The sequence below is a fragment of the Streptomyces sp. MCA2 genome (assembly GCF_023544705.1).
In the GTDB taxonomy this organism is placed as follows: Bacteria; Actinomycetota; Actinomycetes; order Streptomycetales; family Streptomycetaceae; genus Streptomyces; species Streptomyces decoyicus.
In genome coordinates this window covers 213,566-234,731 of sequence record NZ_JAMJFM010000004.1, presented here as the reverse complement: position 1 = coordinate 234,731, position 21,166 = coordinate 213,566, and the positions used below count along the sequence as shown (strand labels likewise).

Genomic DNA, 21,166 nt, shown 5'->3' with positions numbered 1-21,166 from the left:
GTGGCGTGTGAGGAGCGCCCGTCGAGAAGTGCGTTGCTCATGAGCCGCGCGCTCAGCGCCGGGCGTCCAGTGCGGTCAGGGTGGAGACGAACACCGGCTCGCCCTCCTGGGAGCCGGTGACCTGGACCGTTGTGGTCGAGGGGAGGGCGGACGGGACGTGCTGGGCCACGATGGTGCAGGGCATACCGTGTTCGGCGTAGCGGCGGAATTCGGTGCCGAAGGCGTACGGCACGAAGACTTGAGGCGCGGTCAGAGCTCGGGCGGCCTGCTGAGCGGCGTCGAGCAACAGCATTCCCGGAATGTGATCGTTGGCCGGATTCACCATCGCGGCATGGCCGGGAGCGATGCGCAGGTGCCACCGATCGGGCCGGTCGGTGGGGGAGAGCAGGACATCGCGGTCCTTGGCGCTTCCGGTCTGCTGGTGCGGGACGGGTGGGGGGAGCGGGCCCAGGGCGCGGCGTGCGGTCAGCCGCTCGCCGCGGATCCGGCGGTAGACGGCAGGGGAGGTGACGGTGACGTCGGAGTAGCCCGTCGCGACGATCCGGCCCGCCTTGCGGATGGTCATGTTGAAGTGCCCGCCGGCCAGCGTGCCGGCTCGGAAGCGCATCCTGCTGCACGTGACGTCGATCGTCAGCCGGGTCGGTCCACTGCCAACGGCCAGGTGCTCGGGGTGGGTTGTGTATACCAGGTTGCCGAGGATGAAGTGGTGGCCGACCGGTACGCCGAGCTCGGTGTGGCACAGGAGCAGCCCTGCCTGGCGAATGGTCTCGCCGGTGAGAATGAGATGGTGGTGGCCGTGCACCGGAGTGAAGTACCCGTGATCGTGTGGCCACTGGGCGGCCAGTGAGAAGCGGGAGTCGTCCAGTCGGCGCCATGAGGTGACCAGAATGTCGTCGACGAAGGGGCGGTGCACGAACTCCTGGGGGACGCCGGGCTTGCCGTGATGCCCGGGGGCGGTGCGCTGGTTCCGCTTCGACTGTGCCTGGAGTGGAGCCCTGGGTTGAATCGTGCCGCTGACCTGCATCGTGTCGCTCATGAGTGCCCCCAGGCGTCTCTACGGGATGAGGTACATCGCTGTTAAGATACGTACCATCCGGTTTTATTTTCAATGCCGGGCGGTGAATTGGAGTAAGTGGCTGACTCAGAGGCGACTTGAGCGGTAGCTAACTGATGCGGAAATGGAAAACACGAGAGACAGGAGGCGTCCTGTGGCACAACAGGACCGCGCGATCCGGACCCGGCGACTGATCTTGGAGGCAGCCGCTTCGGTTTTTGACGACCTCGGCTACGACCGCGCGACCATCGCCGAAGTCCTCGAGCGCGCCGGTGTCACGAAGGGCGCCTTGTACTTCCACTTCGCGTCGAAGGAACAGCTCGCGATGGCGGTGCTCGACGAGCACGTACTGGACATCGCCGTGCAGCCGCAGAAGATCAAGTTGCAGGAGTTCGTCGACGCGGGGCAGGTGCTGGCGTACCGCCTGCGCAGTGACCCGATCCAGCGCGGGGCGGCCCGGCTTGCGGTGGAGCAGGGCTCCAACCACCTTGACCGCAAGCAGTCGATGATCGCCTGGACCCGATTCGTCGAGGCGATGCTGAATGAGGCGAGGGATCGCGGCGAGGTCCTGGAGAGTGTCGTCGTGACCGAGACCGCCGAGCTCTTCGTCGGAGCGTTCGCCGGCCTCCAGTTGATGTCGAACGCCCTGACCAACCAGGCCGACCTCAGCCACCGGCTGACCATCTTTTTCGAGCACACCCTCCCCAGCATCGCGGTGCCGGTCGTGCTCGCCAAGCTCAAACTTGATCCGTCCCGCGGCGCGGAACTCGATGCCGCACTCCAGGGGAAGGCGCTGGCGGACGCAGGGGCCGATGTCGCAGTGAGTTGACCGGCCCGGCCGGGGCGAGCCATACGCGCCAGGTGGCAGGAGCCGGGCAACTCGGATTGTTCGCCGCATCCCGGAAGTGAAAACATACCGCGCAGACGGTGTTCATTGTTGAGGCGAGTGCGGGCAGGTCAGCGGTGTGTGAACGCCTCCCGCAGGCGTCGCGGTGGGCCCGCGGCGCCTCTCGCCGTTGACGGGCGCAGCGGTGGGCGCTATGCCGTGAGCGGTGGCCGCGGTGCCCGACGGTCGTTCCCGGGCCGGATTGTCAGTGGCGTGCTGTTCACTGGATTCGGCGGGTTCAGCGGGTGCAGCGGATTCCGCGTCGAAGGCGAGGCCGGGGGAGGCCGGATGTACGGGGTGAAGGGGAGCCGGGGGCGGGGCGGCGTGAGGCAGATCACGAGCGGTGCGGGGAGATGCCGGCCGGTGTGCCGGAATAGGCCCGCGAGATAAAACGTTCGGCATGCACGTATCAATGGCCTGATCGTGCCGACGCCCGTGGGTGATGCCCACACCGCGAACGCCTGTTGCTCACCCCTGCCCCGCCCTTCCTCATGACACCCGCTCACCCCACTCTCCCTGACGTTCACCCTCTGCCGCCCTGGAGGCCGCACGCATGACCCGGACGACGACGGACCAGCTTCCCGGAAGGGCGGCGACGACCGCTGCCGCGCCCCCGACGCCCGACCCGGCCGTGGGCGGGCGCCACAGAACCCGCGGCGGCATCGTCCCGGTTCTCGCCTTCTCCGGCATCGTCGTCGCCGTGATGCAGACGCTGCTCGTGCCGGTCATCAAGGACCTGCCGGTGCTGCTCAACACGGCACCCAGCAATGCCACTTGGGTCATGACGGCCACCCTCCTCGCGGGTGCCGTCTCGACGCCCATCATGGGACGGCTCGGCGACCTCTACGGCAAGCGGCGAATGCTGCTGACCAGCCTCGCGGTCATGGTTGTCGGCTCGCTGATCTGCGGATTCACCAGCGACCTGATCACCATGATCGTGGGCAGGGCGCTCCAGGGCTTCGCCATGGGCGCCATACCGCTCGGCATCGGCATCATGCGCGACGAGCTGCCGCGCGAACGGCTCGGCTCGGCCATGGGCCTGATGAGCTCGTCGATCGGCGTGGGCGGCGGACTCGCGCTGCCGGTCGCGGCCCTGGTCGCCCAACACGCCAACTGGCACACCCTGTTCTTCGGTGCCGCCGGGCTCGGCGTGCTGTCGATGCTGCTCACCCTCCTCGTCGTACCGGAGAGCGCGGTACGGGCCCAGGGGCGCTTCGACGTGGTGGGCGCCCTCGGGCTGTCAGCCGGGCTGGTCGCCCTGCTGCTGCCCATCACCAAGGGCAGCGACTGGGGCTGGGGCTCGCCCACCACCCTCGGCCTGTTCGGCGTCGCGGCCCTGATCCTGGTGCTGTGGGGCGTGATGGAACTGCGCATGGCCGACCCTCTGGTCGATCTGCGGACCACCGCCCGCCGCGAGGTGCTGCTGACCAACCTCGCCTCGATCACCGTCGGTGTGGCCTTCTACGCGATCTCCCTGGTGCTGCCGCAGCTGTTGCAACTGCCCGAGTCGACCGGCTACGGCCTCGGCCGGTCCATGGTGGTGGCCGGGCTGTGTGTGGCGCCGCTGGGCGTGACGATGATGTTCGTCGCCCCGCTGTATGCGCGCATCGCCGCCCGGCGCGGCCCCAAGGTCACGCTGCTGCTCGGCATGCTGGTCATCGCGGTCGGCTACGGCGCGGGCATCGGCCTGATGAACGCCCCCTGGCAGACCGTCATCATCGCGGTGGTCGTCGGCGCCGGCATCGGCCTGGCGTACTCCTCGCTGCCCGCGCTGATCATCGGCGCCGTCGACCCGTCCGAGACCGGCGCGGCCAACGGGCTGAACACCCTGATGCGCTCGATCGGCACCTCGGTGTCCAGCGCCGTGATCGGCATGGTGCTGGCCCATATGTCCCAGCGCGTCGGGACGGTCACGGTGCCCACGATGGCCGGCTTCCGGGTCTCCTTCCTGATCGCGACGGCCGCGGTCATCGTCGGTGTCGTCCTGGCGTCCTTCCTGCCGTCGCAGCACAAGGTGTCCCGTCCGACCCTGGTCGCGCAGAGCACGGACAGCGGTGCCGAGGAGGTGCCCGCCGCCGACGTCGGCGCCGACGGTGCGGCGGTCGCACCGGCCGACCGGCCGGGCCGGCTCGTGAAGTCCGCGCCGTCCTGGGCCCGGCCGGCCACCGCAACGCAGGCCGGCCGTATACCGTCCGCGCCCGCCGAGGTGACCGCGACCGGACCGGCCGAGACGCCGTCCGGCTTTGCCGGCCGCGTTCTGGACGCTTCCGGCACCCCGGTCCCGGGCGCGAGTATCACCCTGATCGACCGGCAGGGCCGCCAGGCCGACGTCACCACGGCCGACGCCGATGGGCGCTATGCGCTCGCCGCCCCCGCGGCCGGCACCTACGTCCTCACGGGCGCGGCGCCCGGCCACACCCCGTATGCCGCCTCTGCCATGTACCGCGGCGAGGGCGTTGCGTCCCAGGTCGATCTGATCCTCGCGGGCACCGGCCGGTTGGGCGGCGTGCTGCGCGGGGGCCGCGAAGGCGCCCCGCTGGCCGGCGGGAGCATCGTCCTGACCGACGCCGGTGGCGAAGTGGTGACCCGTACGACCTCCGGCACCGACGGGAGGTGGGAGACGGCCCCGCTGCCGCCCGGCCCGTACACCCTGGTCCTCAGCGCCCCCGGTCACCAGCCGCGGGCCCGCGCCATCGAACTGTCCGGCGGCGAACCGGAACGGCAGGACATCTGCCTGGAGCCGACCGCTACCGTCCACGGAACGGTCCGGGGCCCGAACGGCCGGCCGCTCGCCGACGCCGCAGTGACCCTCGTCGAGGACGGCACGGTCACGGCGCATACCGTCACCGGCCCGGACGGTGCCTTTGCCTTCTCCGACCTGAGCGGCCCTCACTACACCCTCACGGCAGCCGGCTACCCGCCACACGCGGTCCCGATATCCCTCGCCGGCGGCTCCCACGAGATCCTCGACCTGGACCTCGCCCAGCCGTCGGCGGCCACCGGCTGACCTGCCCGTAGCTGTCCACGCACAGAGGCGTGACAGGCATGGAGGCGTGACTGGCATGGAGGCACGGGTGCGTACCTGTCGGCGTGCGGTGGGCACATGGTGCCGCGTGCCCAGGCCGGAGCATTCCGGACGTGTGGCCCCTTCCCCGGGTGGGATCCCGGGGGAAGGGGCGCCACGTCCCGAAGGCGCCGATCCTCTCAGCCCTGGTACTCCGTGAGGTCAATGCTGTGCACGGTCAGCGCATGGCCGTACTCCGGATGCGTGGCCTCCCGCTCGAAGGCCATGCCGAGCTTGCGCACCACGTTCTCCGAGGACTCATGGCCGAGCCGGTTGATGGCGATGACGCGGTCGAGGCCGCGGTCCTGGAGGGCGAACTCCAGCACGGCCTGGGCGGCTTCGGACGCGTAACCCTGGCCCCAGTACTGCCGGCCGAAGCGCCAGCTGATCGCGATATCGGGCTGCGCTTCCGGCAGGAACTCGGGGACGGACAGACCGGCGCAGCCGGCCAGCTCACCCGAGGCGAGCAGTTCGACGGCGAAGAGGCCGAAGCCCTCGTCGTCCCACTCCTCCTCCCACCGTTCGATTTCCTCGGCGGTCCCGTCCAGGTCGAGGACGGCACCGTCGCCGATCCAGCGCATGACCACCGGGTCCGCGTTGATGTCCGCCATGGGGGCGAGGTCGTCGTCGGTCCAGCGGCGGAGGATGAGGCGGGGGGTGCGGATCTCGGTCATCCGCCCATCCTGTCGAAAGCGGTGGCTCAGCGGTAATCGGCGGATGTACGTCGTCCGGGGCCCTCTGCTGAACCTGCGCATCGCGGGGGCGGCGTCAATGAGGCCGGCCGCTACAACGTCAGCATCAACGACCGCAACACCCCCGTGCCCTATGGCGTCGTTTCGGTCGTCTGCGGCCCCGCAACCCGCACCCTGGTGTACGACAGCACCCTCATCAACACCCTCATCACCGACGTCCTGGGCACGGCCAGGGACGGCGGCATCGGCCCCGGCGGCGTCACCTTCCGTAACCACGTCTTCGTCGGCGCCCAGGCGCCCCGCCGCGCTCCCCGATCGCCGATCCGTGCAACACACACCTACGACCACCATCTCTACGCCCGCCTCGCGGGGATTCCCGCAGGGGCGGGCACGGCGTGGTGCGAGCCGATCCGCGGTTCGCCGCCTCCGGCGAGGTGTGCATGGGCGCAGGCTCCCCGGCGCTGGGCGCGGGCGTCCCCGTCCCGGGCGGCGGCGACCGCGACTTCTACGGCCATCCGGCTCCCGACCCGCCGAACAGCGGCGCCTACCAGGAACACGGGGGGTAGCGGGGCACGCGACCGGCAGGTTCACCGGGGCCGGTGGGCCTGCCGGGATGCGTGGGGCAGGTGATCTCGATGGACGGAACGGCCGAACCTGGCGGTGCGGTATCCGCAACTCGGGAATTTTCTGCGATTCTGAGCGACACGCCCCGAATACCGGCTGGTCACACCGATTGCCGGGGTTACCGGCGTGCCGAGCGCACCGGCTCGTTAGTGGTGTGTTAGTGCCTCGTTAGCGGACCGGCAGTGCCCGGGGCCACGCTGGCTGGAGCACCGTACGGACCGTAGACACCCACGACGAGAGCTCGCACCTACCAGACGAGGGGGACACTTATGTCGCTCACCACCAAGACACTCGGCCGCGGCCGTCGTGTCGCCGCGGGATCGCTGATCGCCGTCGCGGCGCTCGGGCTCACCGCCTGCAAGGGCGGGCCCGACGCTGCATCCCGCCCCTCGTCGGCCGCCGCACCCGTCACGTCCCAGGACACGGAGCGCGGCAACGGCGCACAGTCGGCCGGTGGCAGCGCTCAGTCGTCCGCCGCGAAGCCGCAGTCCTCGGCGAACGGCCAGCGGCCGTCGGCGCCGGCGAAGGCGGCATCGCCCGGCGGCAAGCCGACGGCCAAGAGCCCGAGCGCCGCACAGTCCCAGGCCTCCGCCATGACGGCCTCGGACCGCTGCAACGCCGCCGATATGTCGCTGCGCCTGGGGCGCTCCGACATCGGTGCGGGCAACATCCGCTATCCCCTCGTCTTCACGAACAAGGGCAAGAAGGCCTGCACGCTGCGCGGCTACCCCGGGGTCTCGCTCATCAAGCGTGACGGCTCGGCCGTCGGCAAGCCCGCCACCCGCGAGGGCGGCTCCGGCCCCGTCGTCCGGCTCCAGCCGGGGCAGAGCGCCCACGCCCTGCTGCACACCCTCAACGACGGCGTCTCGGACACCCCGTGCTGGGACCGCTCGCAGCTCGTCTTCGTCTACCCGCCCGGCTCCAAGGAGTCGATGACCACGGGCAGTGACGGACTGCGGGTGTGCGGCGGACGGTTCGATGTGACCGCGGTGGAGGCCGGGGCACTGGGCTGACGCGCACTACGGCGACACGGGAGCCGGGCGACCGCGAGGGCGGTTGTCCGGCTCCCTGCGTTGTCCGGCTCTCTGCGTCGTCCGTCGGGAGGAGGGCGCTCCTCGGACCGGGCGCTCGGGTGGTGTGTCACCGCAACGGCCCCCTGCGACCGCCCCGTCGCTGCTGATCGGTGTTACCAAGGTGGATGGAAGTCTTGAAATGAGCGCTTTCACTGCATATCTGCCTAGGAGACATCCCCATGGCTGCTTCGAGCGTGGCCGACCAGGCCGCTGCGAACGGAAAGCCGTCCGCCGAGGACGAGTCCCCGATCCACATTCTCTGGATCAACGCCGGCCTGAGCTGCGATGGCGACTCCGTGTCGCTCACCGCCGCGACCCAGCCGAGCATTGAGGAGATCGCGCTCAGTGTGCTGCCGGGGTTGCCCAAGGTCGCTGTCCACTGGCCACTGATCGATTTCGAGTGCGGCCCGGTCCAGGGCGCGGACAATTTCATCGAGTGGTTCTTCAAGGGCGAACGCGGCGAGATCGACCCGTTCGTGCTGGTCATCGAGGGGTCGATCCCCAACGAGTCCATCAAGCCGGAAGGCTACTGGTGCGGTTTCGGCGACAACCCCGAGACCGGTCAGCCGATCACCACCAGTGAGTGGATCGACCGGCTCGCCCCCAAGGCGCTCGCCGTGGTCGCGATCGGCACCTGCGCCACGTACGGCGGTATCCATGCGATGGCGGGCAACCCGACCGGAGCCATGGGTGTGCCCGACTACCTGGGCTGGGACTGGACGTCCAAGGCCGGGATCCCGATCGTGTGTGTGCCCGGCTGCCCGATCCAGCCGGACAACTTCTCGGAGACGCTGGTCTATCTGCTCTACCAGGCGGTGGGCTCGGCCCCGATGATCCCGCTGGACGACCAGCTGCGTCCCACCTGGCTCTTCGGGGCGACCGTGCACGAGGGCTGCGACCGGGCCGGCTACTACGAACAGGGCCAGTTCGCCACCACCTACGACTCGCCCAAGTGTCTGGTGAAGATCGGATGCTGGGGTCCCGTGGTCAAATGCAACGTGCCCAAGCGGGGCTGGATGGACGGAATCGGCGGCTGCCCGAACGTCGGCGGTATCTGTATCGCCTGCACCATGCCCGGCTTCCCCGACAAGTTCATGCCGTTCATGGACGAGCCGCCCGGCGGCAAGATCTCCAGCACCGCCAGTGCCGCGTACGGCAGCGTCATCCGCAGGCTGCGGGACATCACGGCCAAGACCGTCGACCACGAGCCCAAGTGGCGCCATCGCGGCGACCAGCTGACCACCGGCTACCGCAAGCCGTGGTGAGCGCACCCCGCCAGTAGGCGTCCGGCACCCCGGACCTCCGTCCGACCTCACCTCCGCGCGCAACAGAAGGGCACGGCACTCACGATGGCACCGAAGACAAAGGCGGCCGGTGACGGCAGCGGTCTGACGGAGATGTCCTGGGATCCGATCACCCGGATCGTGGGCAGCCTCGGTATCCACACCAAGATCGACTTCAAGCAGAAGCGGGTCGCCGAGTGCTACAGCACCTCGTCCGTCTTCCGCGGCTACAGCGTCTTCATGCGGGGCAAGGACCCGCGCGACGCCCACTTCATCACCAGCCGGATCTGCGGCATCTGCGGTGACAACCACGCCACCTGCTCGGTGTACACGCAGAACATGGCCTACGGGGTGAAGCCTCCGCACCTGGGGGAGTGGATCATCAACCTCGGCGAGTCCGCCGAGTACATGTTCGACCACAACATCTTCCAGGAGAACCTGGTCGGGGTCGACTACTGCGAAAAGATGGTCCGCGAGACCAACCCCGGTGTGTGGGAGCTCGCCCAGCGCACCGAAGCCCCCCACGCGGGCGACCACGGCTACCGCACCATCGCCGACATCATGAGCTCCCTCAACCCCATCGAGGGCGAGTTCTACCGCGAGGCGCTCCAGGTCAGCCGCTACACCCGGGAGATGTTCTGCCTCATGGAGGGCCGCCATGTGCACCCCTCCACGCTCTACCCGGGCGGCGTCGGCACCGTCGCGAGCGTCCAGCTGTTCACCGACTACCTCAGCCGGCTGATGCGCTACGTCGAGTTCATGAAGCGGGTCGTCCCGCTCCATGACGACCTGTTCGACTTCTTCTACGAGGCGCTGCCCGGATACGAGGAAGTCGGCCGGCGGCGGGTGCTGCTCGGCTGCTGGGGCGCGCTCAACGACCCCGACCACTGCGACTTCACCTATCGCAACATGACGGACTGGGGGCGGAAGATGTTCGTCACCCCCGGCATCATCGTCGACGGCAAGCTGGTCACCAACGACCTCACCGAGATCAACCTCGGCATCCGGATCCTGCTGGGAAGCTCCTACTACCAGGACTGGGAGGGCCAGGAGCAGTTCGTCACCCACGACCCGCTCGGCAACCCCGTCGACCCCCGCCACCCCTGGAACCAGCACACCATCCCGGCCCCGCAGAAGCGCGACTTCAGCGACAAGTACAGCTGGGTGATGTCCCCGCGCTGGTTCGACGGCAAGGAGCACCTGGCGCTGGACACCGGCGGCGGCCCGATCGCCCGGCTGTGGTCCACCGCGCTGTCCGGGCTCGTCGACACCCCGTACGTCAAGGCCACCGGCCGGAGCGTCGTCATCGACCTGCCGCGCAGCATGACCAAGCCCGCGACCCGCTTCGAGTGGAAGATCCCGAAGTGGAGCAACGCGCTGGAACGCAATCGCTCCCGCACCTACTTCCAGGCGTACACGGCCGCCATGGCGCTGCACTTCGCGGAGCAGGCGCTCAACGAGGTCAGGGCCGGACGCACCCAGACGTGGGAGAAGTTCGAGGTTCCCGACGAGTCCATCGGCTGCGGCTTCACCGAGGCGGTACGCGGCGTCCTCTCGCACCACATGGTCATCCGGGACGGGAAGATCGCCAACTATCACCCGTACCCGCCGACCCCGTGGAACGCCAGCACCCGCGACACCTACGGCACCCCCGGCCCCTACGAGGACGCCGTCCAGAACACCCCGATCTTCGAGGAGAACTCCCCGGAGAACTTCAAGGGCATCGACATCATGCGCGCGGTGCGCAGCTTCGACCCGTGTCTGCCCTGCGGCGTCCACATGTACGTCGGCAACGGCAAGTCCGTACAGAAGATGCATGTGCCCACCGGCCTGAGCGGGCTGTCCGGATGAGCGCCCGGGCCACCACGGCACCGGCCGCCGCCGCGCAGGCCGACGCACCGCAGGTCGACGACGGACCGCAGGCCGCCACAGTGCAGGCAGACGCACCCCATGGCGCCGCGCCCCACGCCGCCGCACCCAACGCCGAGGCGACCGGCCGGCGCGTCGAAGAGGTACTGGACCGCCTCGCACAGCGTGACGACCGCGAGGCCGGCGCCGCCGCCGAGGAGCTCGTCCGCGTCCTGATGGACTTCTACGGCGCGGGACTCGCCCGGATCATGCACCTCCTGGGAGGCGGCACGGACAACGGCGGCCCCGGGGCGGCGCTGCTCCGCGACGAGCTGGTGACCAGCCTGCTGGTGCTGCACGATCTGCACCCCGAGGACACCGCGGCACGCATCGGCCGCGCCCTGGACAGCGTCCGCCGGCAACACCCCGCCGAGGTGGCGGAGTTCGACGCGGACAGCGGAGCGCTGCGACTTCGCTCCGGCGACTTGGGAGGCTGCGGCTGCCCGAGCACGAACCAGCAGGCCCAACAGGCCGTCGAGGCCGCCGTGTCCTGTTTCGCGCCCGAGGTGACCTCGGTGCAGTGGGAGGCGGCGGGAGCCGGAAAAGAACCGGCGCTGCTTCAGATCTCCCGCCGACCGCCGACCGCCGCCACCGCCCCGTGAGCGCCCGGCAGGCGGCGCCCCCGCGGCTCGGACCGCCGACCGCCCACCGCGGCCTGCGCCGCTTCCGCGCACCGGTGCCCCCCGCTCCGGAGCGCTGTGAGCTGTGCGGCGTGGTGCTCGGCGAGCACAACCACCGCCACCTGGTCCACACCGAACGCCGCGCACTGGCCTGCGCCTGCATCCCCTGCGCGCTGCTCTTCGAGCGGCCCGGTGCCGGCAGCGGACAGTTCCGTACGGTTCCGGACCGCTATCTCGTCGACTCCGGCCACACCCTCGACGACGCGGCCTGGGACCTGCTCCAGATCCCCGTCGGTGTCGCCTTCTTCCTGCGCCATACCGACCTCGACCGGCTGGTCGCGCTCTACCCCAGCCCGGCCGGCGCCACGGAGAGCGAACTCGACCCGTCGACGTGGGAGGCCGTGCTCGCCGCCAGCCGGCTGGCCGGCCTCCTCCAGTCCGATGTGGAGGCGCTGCTGCTGCGCCGCTCCGAGGGCCGTATCGACTGCTATCTGGTGCCCGTCGACATCTGCTACGAACTCGTCGGCCGGATGCGCCTGTTGTGGCAGGGCTTCGACGGCGGCGCCGAGGCACGCGCCGCACTCTCCGACTTCTTCACCAAGGTCGCCCGCCGGGCCCGTGAGCCGAAGGAGGCCGACCGGACGTGACCGACCTGTCCTTCGTCTGCACCGGTGTACGCGCCGACCGCTACGCCGCCGCCCCCACCCTCCTCTTCCGGCTGCGCATCACCGCCGCCGCAGCGGAACGGGTGCACGCCCTCGCGCTGCGCTGCCAGCTCCGCATCGAACCGGCCCGGCGCGGCTACCGGTCCGACGAGGCCGAGGCGCTGTCCGACCTCTTCGGCGAGCGGTCCCGCTGGGGCAGCACCCTGCACCCCCTCCAGTTCGCCCAGGTCTCCCTGGTCGTCCCCGGCTTCACCGGCGAGACCGAGGTGGACCTCCCGGTCCCGTGCAGCTACGACCTGGACGTCGCGGTCGGCCGCTACTTCCATGCGCTGCGCGACGGCGAGGTCCCGATGCTGCTGCTGTTCTCCGGCACGGTGTTCGCCGGGGCCGGCGGCTTCCACGTCGAACCGGTGCCCTGGAGCAAGGAGGCGTCCGTGCGGATGCCGGTGGCGGTCTGGCAGGAGATGACCGACACGCACTTCCCCGGCTGCGGCTGGCTCCGGCTGCCCCGCGAGACCCTCGACGCGCTGCTCGCCCACCGCTCCCGGCACGCCCTGCCCTCCTGGCAGGCGACCGTCGAGTCGCTGCTGGCCACGGCCGGCGACCCCGAACCGCCCGCACCGCGCGCCCGGCTCTTCCCCGGCGCCGCCGCCCGCCCCGTCAGCGAGAGGACCGCGCCGTGACGACCAGCGTCCTGCCCGACGAGACGGCGGACCACTTCGCCACCGCCCGCCAAGTGGCCGACGCCGTGCTGTTCGAGGGCTATGTGCTCTACCCGTACCGCGCCTCCGCCGCCAAGAACAAACTCCGCTGGCAGTTCGGCGTCCTCGTACCGCCCCACTGGGGTGCCGAGAGCGCGGAGCACTCCTTCCAGCGCACCGAATGCCTCATGGAGCCCCGGTCCGGCGCCCGGCTCTCGGCCGAGCTGCGGTTTCTGCACGCCCAGCGGCGAACCGTCCAACGCCTGTCCCCGGCCGGCGGGTTCGAGACCGTCGAGGAACTCGAACTGCCCGACCGGGTTCTGGTCCCCTGGGACGAGGGCTCCGAGGAGCGCGTCACGCTCGTGGCCGACATCTCCAAACTGGCCGGGGAGGGCGTTACCGTCCCGTTCACCCGGCCGGCGCGGGAGGAGACCGAGCCGGTGCACGACGCCGACGGGAAGCTCGTCGGCCGACTGGTGCGCCGCTGCGCGGAGGTCCAGGGCCACGTACGGCTGACCGCGAGTGAACTCGACGGTCCGTACACGGCGCTGCGGCTGACCGCGACCGTCGAGAACACCAGCGGCTGGCAGCCGGACGACACCGGCGCCGACCGTGATGCGGCGCTGCCCCATTCCCTGGTCGGCGCCCATCTCCTCCTCGGCCTGAGCGCGGGCTCGTTCGTGTCCATGACCGACCCGCCGGAGTGGGCCAGAGGCGCTGTGGCGGCCTGCCGCAACGCACACGCCTGGCCGGTGCTGGCCGGCGCCGGCGGCCGCGCCGACGTGGTCCTGTCCTCCCCGATCATCCTGGAGGACCACCCGGCCATCGCCCCCGAGAGCCCCGGCGCGCTCTACGACGCCCTGGAGATCGACGAGATCCTCGCCCTGCGCACCGCTGCCCTCACCGACCAGGAGAAGCGCGAGGCCCGCGGCACCGACCCCCGCGCCGCCGAGGTCATCGAGCTCGCCGACACCATGCCGCCCGAGGTGCTGGAGCGCCTGCACGGCGCCGTACGGGCACTGCGCGAGGTCACCGGACCCGGTCCGGACGCCCCCGACGACCTGACCCCTGACGTGCCGGGCCTGCGCCCCGACACCCCCTGGTGGGACCCGGAGAGCGACCGCAGCGTCGATCCCGTACGCGACCGGATCACGGTCGACGGGCACTCGGTCGGCGCCGGCAGCCGGGTGCTGCTGCGGCCCGGTCTGCGGCGCACCGACGCCCAGGACCTCTTCCTCCAGGGCCGCGCCGCCCAGGTGGAGGCCGTCCTGCACGACGTCGACGGCGGGGTGCACCTCGCGGTGACCGTGGAGGGCGACCCGGGTGCCGACATCCGTCGCGAGCAGGGCCGCTTCCTGTACTTCCAACCCGATGAGATCGCTCCGCTGGAGGACGTGTGAACGCCGCCGCACCCGTCGCCGGGCCGCCCGCGAAGACCCTGATCGCCGGGGTCGGCAACCTCTTCCTCGGCGACGACGGCTTCGGCGTCGAGGCCGTCCGCCGGCTGGGCGAGCACCCGCTCCCCGACGGGGTCGAGGTCGTCGACATCGGCGTACGCGGCGTCCACCTCGCCTACCAGATGCTGGACGGTTACCACACGGTGCTCCTCGTGGACGCCTCCGCGCGCGGCGGCGAACCCGGCACCGTCTACCTCCTCGACGCCACCACTCCGGCCGGCACCCGCCCCCCGGACACCGCGCTCGACGGCCACCACATGACCCCCGATGCCGTGCTCGCGCTGCTCGACACGCTCAGCGCGGGCACCGACGGCCGGCGCCCCGAGCGCGTCCTGGTCGTCGGCTGCGAACCCGCCGATGTCGCCGAAGGCATCGGGCTCAGCGAACCGGTCGCCGCCGCGGTCGACGAGGCCGTGGAGCTGATCCTGCGGCTGGTCGGCGCGGCCGAGCCGGCACCGTCCGCCGCCGGACCGCACACCACCGAGAGGAACACGACACCATGCTGAAGCTCGCCCTGAGCGGGGCGTTCGCCGCCGCGCTCGCCCTCGCCCTCAAGTCCGTACTGCCGGACATCAAGCGCTACCTGCGTATCCGCTCCATGTGACCGGGCGGCGCTGCACCGAACGGTGTACGCCACCGCACCGCCGCGGCGAGGCACCGCGGCGGCCCTCCGGACCCGCCGTCTAATGAAGCCGAGAGGCCCCCGGCCGTCCCCGCACCAGAGAGGGACCGATGCACGAGATGTCCATCGCGCTTGCGGTCGTGGAGCAGGTCGAGAGCGCGGCCCGGCCCACCGGGGTCACCACCGTCAACAGCGTCCGGCTCCAGGTCGGCGAACTGGCCGGGGTGGTCCCCGACGCGCTGGCCTTCTCCTTCGAACTCGCCTGCGCCGGAACGGTGCTGGAGGGCGCGGAACTGGTCACCGAACCCGTCCCGGCCCGCGCCCGCTGCGGCCCCTGCGCGGACACCTGGCCGGTGGGCATGCCACCACAGCTCAGCTGCCCCGGATGCGGCGGGGCGACGGCGGAGCTGCTGACCGGCCGTGAACTTCAGATCGTCAGTGTGTGCTGGAACGACGCCCCGGTACACGTCCCTACGCACGAGGAGCGCTGAACCATGTGCCGTGTCGTCGACCTGCAACAGGCGGTCCTCGCCAAGAACGACGCCTGCGCCCACACCCTCCGCGAGGACCTCGCCGCCCGTGGCACCGCGGTCGTCAACCTGCTCTCCAGCCCCGGCAGCGGCAAGACCGCCCTCCTGGAGCGCGAGCTCACCCTCGCCCACAGCCGGGGCATCCCCGTCGCGGCGCTCACCGCCGACCTCGCCACCGAGAACGACGCCGTACGGCTGGCCCGCTCCGGAGTGCCCGTCAAACAGGTGCTCACCGACGGGCTGTGCCACCTGGAGGCCGAAATGCTGGGCGGCCACCTCCACGGCTGGCTCCCCGCCGACACCCGGCTGCTGTTCATCGAGAACGTCGGCAATCTGGTCTGCCCGGCCTCCTACGACCTGGGGGAGACGCTGCGCATCGTGCTGGCGTCGGTGACCGAGGGCGAGGACAAGCCGCTGAAGTACCCCACCGCCTTCGGGCTTGCCCATCTGGTCGTGGTCACCAAGACGGACATCGCCGAGGCGGTCTCGTTCGACGAGAAGGAGTTCCGCGCCAACGTCGAACGCATCAACCCGGGCGTGGAGGTCGTCCTCACCTCGGCGCGCGGCGGTGAGGGAGACGGTCTGCTGCTGGACCGGGCGCTGGCCGCGCGCGACGGCGCGCCGGTGCACATCCCGGTCATGACCCGCAAGTCCCACCACGTCCACGACGCCGAGGACGGCCAGCCGCACGACGAGGGCCACACCCACGAGGGTCACACCCACGACGACGAGGGCCGCACCCACCACGGGGAGCACGCCCACGCCGCGCGGGCGCAGGACCGCGGCCACGCGCACACGACCGACTCCGACACCGTGGCGTCGAGCCGCTCATGACCACAGGGCAGGCCGGCGGGGTCACCGCGACGGCCCCCGCGACAGCCGTCGCACGCCGCCGGATCACCGTGCGCGGCGTCGTCCAGGGCGTCGGCTTCCGCCCGTTCGTCCACACCCTCGCCACGGAACTCGGTCTGACGGGCCATGTGACCAACACCGGCGAGGGCGTCGTCGCCGAGGTCGAGGGTGCCCCCGCCGTGCTCGCCCGCTTCGCCCGGCGGATCAGTGCCGAGGCGCCACCGCTGGCCGTGGTCGAGGCCGTCGACGGCGAGGACATCGCGCTGAGCGGCGACGCCGGATTCCGCATCCTCCCCTCGCGCGCCGACGGCCTCTCCCGCACCCTGGTCTCCCCGGACGCCGCCACCTGCGACGCCTGCCTCGCCGAGCTGACCGACCCGGCCGACCGGCGCCACCGGCACCCCTTCCTCACCTGCACCCACTGCGGTCCGCGCTTCACCATCGTCACCGCGGTCCCCTATGACCGTGCGCTGACGACCATGGACCGCTTCCCGATGTGCCCCCGCTGCGCCAGGGAGTACGCGGACCCGGCCGACCGGCGGTTCCACGCCCAGCCCATCGCCTGCCACGACTGCGGCCCCCGCCTGCGCCTGCTGACCGCGGACCCGGCCGACCGCACCCGCCCACCGCGCCCGGCGCCCGGCCCCGACCCGGTCGCCGACACCCGTCGGCTGCTCGCCGCCGGCGCGATCGTGGCGGTCAAGGGCCTCGGTGGTTACCACCTCGTCTGTGACGCCTCCGACGACGACGCCGTCGCCCTGCTGCGCCGCCGCAAGGCCCGCGGCGACAAGCCCTTCGCCCTGATGGCGCGCCATATCGACGACATCGCACACCTGGTCCGCGTACGGGCCGAGGAGCGTGCCCTGCTCACCGGGCCGGTACGCCCCATCGTCCTGCTGCGCCGCCTGGCGGCCCCCGCGCCCGCCCCGGACGCGCCGGTGCTGTCGGCCGCCGTCGCCCCCGGCAGCCCCGACCTGGGCGTCATGCTGCCGTACACCCCGCTGCACCATCTGCTGCTCGGTCTGCCCGGTGACCCTCCCCCACTCTCGGCTTCACCCGAGCGGGGGGACCCCCACGGGCCCCGGCTGCTCGTCATGACCAGCGGCAATGTCGCGGGCGAACCGATCGTCACCGACGACGACGAAGCCGTAGCGCGTCTGGCGCACCTGGCGGACGCCTGGCTCACCCACGACCGGCCGATCCGGATCCCGTGCGACGACTCCGTGGTCCGCATCAGCGACGGGGAACCGCTGCTGGTCCGCCGCTCCCGTGGATACGCGCCCCTGCCCATTGCCCTCCCGGTGCCGGTGCAGCCCGCGCTCGCGGCAGGCGGCGACCTCAAGAACGTGCTCTGCCTCGCCGAAGGCCACCGTGCCTGGCTGTCCGCGCACATCGGCGACATGGACGATCTGGCGACCCAGCTCGCGTTCGAGCGGGCCGAGGCACATCTGGAGACGGTGACCGGGGTGCGTCCCCGACTCCTCGCCGCCGACCGGCACCCCGGCTACCGCTCCGGGCAGTGGGCCCAGCGCCACACCGACGGCCGGCCGCTGGTACGTGTCCAGCACCACCACGCTCATATCGCCGCGGCCATGGCCGAACACGGTCTGCGCGACGGCCACCCCGTCATCGGCGTCGCCTTCGACGGCACCGGCTACGGCGACGACCACGCCGTCTGGGGCGGCGAGATCCTGCTCGCCGACTACGACGGATACCGCCGCTTCGGACAGCTCGCCTACGTCCCGCTGCCCGGCGGCGACACCACCGTACGGCGCCCCTACCGCATGGCCCTCGCCCATCTGCGCGCCGCCGGCATCGACTGGGCCGAGGACCTGCCCCCGGTGGCGGCCTGCCCGCCGGAGGAGCGACGACTGCTGGCACGGCAGCTCGAACGCCACCTCAACTGTGTGCCCACCTCCAGCATGGGCCGTCTCTTCGACGCCGTCTCCTCACTGGCCGGGGTCTGCCACCAGGCCGGATACGAGGCCCAGGCCGCCGTCGCACTCGAAGCCGCGGCCCTGACCGCGGACGAGGACCGCGGCCCCGGCTATGCGTTCGCGCTGCGCGCCGCACCGACGGGCGAGACGGGCGCCGACACCGTCGCCGACCCCGCGCCGGTGCTCACCGCCATCGTCGCGGACCTCCGTGCGGGCACCGCCCCGGCGCTGATCGCGGCCCGTTTCCACACCGCGGTCGCCGACCTCGTCCGGCGCTGCTGCGTGCTGGCCCGGGAGCGCGCGGGCCTGACGACCGTGGCACTGACCGGCGGCGTCTTCGCCAACACCCTGCTGGCCGAGGCCACCGCCCGCCTCCTGCGGCAGGACGGCTTCACCGTCCTGCGCCACCGCCGCGTCCCGCCCAACGACGGGGGACTGGCGCTCGGCCAGATCGTCGTGGCCGCGCGCACCGCAGGAGCCGCCGCGCGCTGAGCGGCGCCCCCGCGCGGCAGACGCAACGTACCCACGACGAGGAGAGGCCCCCATGTGCCTGGCGGTACCCGGCAAAGTGTTGGACATCGAAGAACGGGACGGCACCCGTATGGCCACCGTCGACTTCGGCGGTGTGGTCAAGGAGGTGTGCCTGGAGTACGTCCCCGACCTCCAGGTCGGCGAGTACGCCATCGTCCATGTCGGCTTCGCGCTTCAGAGGCTGGACGAGGAATCCGCCCGGCAGACCCTGGCCCTCTTCGAGGAACTGGGCCTGCTTCAGGAGGAGTTCGGCGATCCGTGGGAGGCGGCCGGCGCGCCCCCGGGATGGGACGAGGCGGGCGACGGGGCGGGCGCCGCCCCCGGCTCCGCACCCGCACCCGCGGCCGCGGTCGGCGACGGAGCGCGGGAGGCGACCCGGTGAAGTACCTCGACGAATTCCAGAACCCCGAGCTCGCCCGCCGGCTGCTCGACGACATCCGGTCCACGGTGACCCGGCCCTGGGCCCTGATGGAGGTCTGCGGCGGCCAGACCCACACCATCATCCGGCACGGCATCGACCAACTGCTGCCCGACGAGGTCGAGTTGATCCACGGTCCGGGCTGTCCGGTCTGTGTGACGCCGCTGGAGGTCATCGACAAGGCCCTGGAGATCGCCTCCCGCCCCGACGTGATCTTCTGCTCCTTCGGTGACATGCTCCGCGTACCCGGCAGCGACCGGGACCTGTTCCAGGTGCGCAGCCGGGGCGGCGACGTACGGGTCGTCTACTCCCCGCTCGACGCGCTGAAGATCGCGCAGCAGAACCCGGAGCGCGAGGTGGTGTTCTTCGGGATCGGATTCGAGACCACCGCACCGCCCAATGCCATGACGGTCCATCAGGCCCGCAAGCTCGGCATCCCCAACTTCAGCCTGCTGGTCTCACACGTCCGGGTACCGCCCGCGATCGAGGCGATCATGACGTCGCCCAGCTGCCGGGTCCAGGCCTTCCTGGCCGCCGGTCACGTGTGCAGTGTGATGGGCATGGGGGAGTACCCCGAACTTGCCGACCGCTTCCGGGTGCCGATCGTGGTCACCGGCTTCGAGCCACTGGACATCCTGGAGGGCATCCGCCGCACCGTCCGCCAACTGGAGCGCGGCGAACACACCGTGGACAACGCCTATCCGCGCGCGGTGCGCAGCGAGGGCAACCCGGCCGCCCAGGCCATGCTGGCGGACGTCTTCGAGGTCACCGACCGTGCCTGGCGCGGCATCGGCACCATCCCGGCCAGCGGTTGGCGGCTGTCGGAGCGCTACCGCGACTACGACGCCGAATACCGATTCTCCGTCGGCGGCATCACCACCAAGGAACCCGCCGCCTGCCGCAGTGGGGAAGTCCTCCAGGGACTGATCAAGCCGCACGAGTGCGCGGCCTTCGGCACCGTCTGCACTCCGCGCACCCCGCTCGGCGCCACCATGGTCTCCAGCGAGGGCGCCTGCGCCGCCTACTACCTCTACCGCCGACTCGGCACCACGCCCACCCCACAGGAGGCGAGCCCCGTTGTCTGACACCATCCACCCCACTCCCGGCGGCCCCACCCGCGGCGGACCCACACCGGCCGACCGCGGCCTGCCCACCGTCGACATCTCCGGCTGGACCTGCCCCACCCCGTTGCGCGACCAGCCCCGCGTCGTCATGGGGCACGGCGGGGGCGGCGCACTCTCCGCCGAACTCGTCCAGCAGATCTTCGCCCCCGCCTTCGGCGGCGAGATCCTCGCCCAGCTCGGCGACTCCGCCGCGGTGTCCCTCGGTGGCGTACGCCTCGCGTTCACCACCGACTCCTATGTCGTCCGGCCGCTCTTCTTCCCCGGCGGCTGCATCGGCGACCTCGCCGTCAACGGCACCGTCAACGACCTTGCCATGAGCGGCGCGAAGGCCGCCTACCTCTCCTGCGGCTTCATCCTCGAGGAGGGCGTGGAGATGCCGGTGGTGGCCGGTGTCGCCGACGCCATGGGCGCGGCCGCGCGGGCCGCCGGGGTCGAGGTGGCCACCGGCGACACCAAGGTCGTCGAGGCGGGCCACGGTGACGGTGTCTACCTCAACACCGCCGGCATCGGGCTGATCCCGGCGGGCGTCGATCTGCGCCCGCAGCGCGTCGCCCCCGGCGACGTGGTGATCGTCAGCGGAGACATCGGCCTCCACGGCGTGGCGATCATGAGCGTCCGTGAGGGCCTGGAGTTCGGTGTCGAGATCGAGAGCGACTGCGCGGCCCTCGGTGGCCTCGTCGAGACCATGCTCGCCGTCACCCCCGACCTGCATGTGCTGCGCGACCCCACCCGCGGCGGCCTGGCCGCCGCCCTGTGCGAGATCGCCACCGCTTCCTGCACCGGCATCGTCATCCAGGAACGTGCCATCCCCGTCCCGCCGGCCGTCGCCAACGCCTGCGCCATCCTCGGCCTGGACCCGATGTACGTCGCCAACGAGGGCAAACTGGTGGCCTTCGTCCCCCGAGAGCACGCCGATGCCGTCCTGGACGCCATGCGTGCGCACCCTCTGGGCGCCGGCGCCGCGATCATCGGCGAGGCCGTCGCGACCCACCCCGGCATGGTGGTGGCCCGCACACCGCTGGGCGGCACCCGCGTCGTCGATCTCCCGCTGGGGGAGCAGTTGCCGCGGATCTGCTGAGCGGAACTCCCGTCATACGTCCGAGGGCGGCGCCCGTTCCGGCGCCG

Annotated in this window: 20 protein-coding genes; 18 read left to right on the top strand and 2 right to left on the bottom strand. The window is 71.4% G+C overall.

The annotated features are described in order from the left end of the window. Positions 1–52: 52 nt before the first annotated feature. Positions 53–1,036 (bottom strand): ScbA/BarX family gamma-butyrolactone biosynthesis protein, encoded by a 984-nt coding sequence (locus M8I34_RS05445; RefSeq protein ID WP_250048148.1) that lies wholly within the window; start codon positions 1,034–1,036, stop codon positions 53–55. A 172-nt stretch (positions 1,037–1,208) separates the two neighbouring features. Here M8I34_RS05445 and M8I34_RS05440 point away from each other — a divergent pair, with 172 nt between their 5' ends. Next, complete coding sequence (locus M8I34_RS05440) at positions 1,209–1,883, top strand: ScbR family autoregulator-binding transcription factor (RefSeq protein ID WP_250048147.1); 675 nt, start codon at positions 1,209–1,211, stop codon at positions 1,881–1,883. 610 nt (positions 1,884–2,493) lie between these two features. Continuing rightward, a complete protein-coding gene (locus M8I34_RS05435; protein ID WP_250048146.1) occupies positions 2,494–4,947 on the top strand; it encodes an MFS transporter in 2,454 nt (817 codons plus the stop codon). 197 nt (positions 4,948–5,144) lie between these two features. On the opposite strand, the gene M8I34_RS05430 is transcribed toward M8I34_RS05435, so the two are convergent. Beyond that, positions 5,145–5,678 (bottom strand): GNAT family N-acetyltransferase, encoded by a 534-nt coding sequence (locus M8I34_RS05430; RefSeq protein WP_250048145.1) that lies wholly within the window; start codon positions 5,676–5,678, stop codon positions 5,145–5,147. A 413-nt stretch (positions 5,679–6,091) separates the two neighbouring features. Here M8I34_RS05430 and M8I34_RS05425 point away from each other — a divergent pair, with 413 nt between their 5' ends. The 16 genes from M8I34_RS05425 (at position 6,092) to hypE (ending at position 21,119) form a co-directional block, all read left to right on the top strand. After that, entirely contained in the window at positions 6,092–6,262 is a 171-nt protein-coding gene (locus M8I34_RS05425; protein ID WP_250048144.1) for a hypothetical protein, read from the top strand. A gap of 327 nt (positions 6,263–6,589) precedes the next feature. Beyond that, a complete protein-coding gene (locus tag M8I34_RS05420) occupies positions 6,590–7,333 on the top strand; it encodes a DUF4232 domain-containing protein (protein ID WP_244417173.1) in 744 nt (247 codons plus the stop codon). Positions 7,334–7,572: 239 nt separating this feature from the next. After that, positions 7,573–8,658 (top strand): hydrogenase expression protein HypE, encoded by a 1,086-nt coding sequence (locus M8I34_RS05415; protein WP_030982412.1) that lies wholly within the window; start codon positions 7,573–7,575, stop codon positions 8,656–8,658. An 84-nt stretch (positions 8,659–8,742) separates the two neighbouring features. After that, positions 8,743–10,527: a nickel-dependent hydrogenase large subunit gene (locus M8I34_RS05410; protein WP_250048143.1), complete on the top strand. Its 1,785-nt coding sequence runs from the start codon at positions 8,743–8,745 to the stop codon at positions 10,525–10,527. After that, complete coding sequence (locus M8I34_RS05405) at positions 10,524–11,186, top strand: hypothetical protein (protein ID WP_250048142.1); 663 nt, start codon at positions 10,524–10,526, stop codon at positions 11,184–11,186. The genes M8I34_RS05410 and M8I34_RS05405 overlap by 4 nt, the downstream gene beginning before the upstream one ends. After that, complete coding sequence (locus M8I34_RS05400; protein WP_308371905.1) at positions 11,183–11,851, top strand: DUF5947 family protein; 669 nt, start codon at positions 11,183–11,185, stop codon at positions 11,849–11,851. Before M8I34_RS05405 ends, M8I34_RS05400 begins: the two co-directional genes overlap by 4 nt. After that, the gene (locus tag M8I34_RS05395; protein ID WP_250048141.1) at positions 11,848–12,552 is read left to right on the top strand and encodes a DUF6084 family protein; all 705 of its coding nucleotides are present in this window, start codon (positions 11,848–11,850) and stop codon (positions 12,550–12,552) included. The genes M8I34_RS05400 and M8I34_RS05395 overlap by 4 nt, the downstream gene beginning before the upstream one ends. Beyond that, positions 12,549–13,970: a hypothetical protein gene (locus M8I34_RS05390; protein WP_250048140.1), complete on the top strand. Its 1,422-nt coding sequence runs from the start codon at positions 12,549–12,551 to the stop codon at positions 13,968–13,970. The genes M8I34_RS05395 and M8I34_RS05390 overlap by 4 nt, the downstream gene beginning before the upstream one ends. Beyond that, a complete protein-coding gene (locus M8I34_RS05385; RefSeq protein WP_250048139.1) occupies positions 13,967–14,533 on the top strand; it encodes a hydrogenase maturation protease in 567 nt (188 codons plus the stop codon). Before M8I34_RS05390 ends, M8I34_RS05385 begins: the two co-directional genes overlap by 4 nt. Further along, positions 14,527–14,631 (top strand): hypothetical protein, encoded by a 105-nt coding sequence (locus M8I34_RS41835; RefSeq protein WP_374210855.1) that lies wholly within the window; start codon positions 14,527–14,529, stop codon positions 14,629–14,631. The genes M8I34_RS05385 and M8I34_RS41835 overlap by 7 nt, the downstream gene beginning before the upstream one ends. 128 nt (positions 14,632–14,759) lie before the next feature. Further along, complete coding sequence (locus M8I34_RS05380) at positions 14,760–15,140, top strand: hydrogenase maturation nickel metallochaperone HypA (protein WP_250048138.1); 381 nt, start codon at positions 14,760–14,762, stop codon at positions 15,138–15,140. 3 nt (positions 15,141–15,143) lie between these two features. Then, complete coding sequence (gene hypB / locus M8I34_RS05375) at positions 15,144–16,013, top strand: hydrogenase nickel incorporation protein HypB (protein WP_250048137.1); 870 nt, start codon at positions 15,144–15,146, stop codon at positions 16,011–16,013. After that, complete coding sequence (gene hypF / locus M8I34_RS05370) at positions 16,010–18,460, top strand: carbamoyltransferase HypF (protein ID WP_250048136.1); 2,451 nt, start codon at positions 16,010–16,012, stop codon at positions 18,458–18,460. The genes hypB and hypF overlap by 4 nt, the downstream gene beginning before the upstream one ends. Positions 18,461–18,512: 52 nt before the next feature. Then, positions 18,513–18,881: a HypC/HybG/HupF family hydrogenase formation chaperone gene (locus M8I34_RS05365; RefSeq protein WP_250048135.1), complete on the top strand. Its 369-nt coding sequence runs from the start codon at positions 18,513–18,515 to the stop codon at positions 18,879–18,881. Then, a complete protein-coding gene (gene hypD / locus M8I34_RS05360) occupies positions 18,878–20,002 on the top strand; it encodes a hydrogenase formation protein HypD (RefSeq protein WP_244417163.1) in 1,125 nt (374 codons plus the stop codon). The genes M8I34_RS05365 and hypD overlap by 4 nt, the downstream gene beginning before the upstream one ends. Next, complete coding sequence (gene hypE, locus M8I34_RS05355; RefSeq protein ID WP_030982431.1) at positions 19,995–21,119, top strand: hydrogenase expression/formation protein HypE; 1,125 nt, start codon at positions 19,995–19,997, stop codon at positions 21,117–21,119. Before hypD ends, hypE begins: the two co-directional genes overlap by 8 nt. The last annotated feature ends 47 nt before the right edge of the window (positions 21,120–21,166 follow it).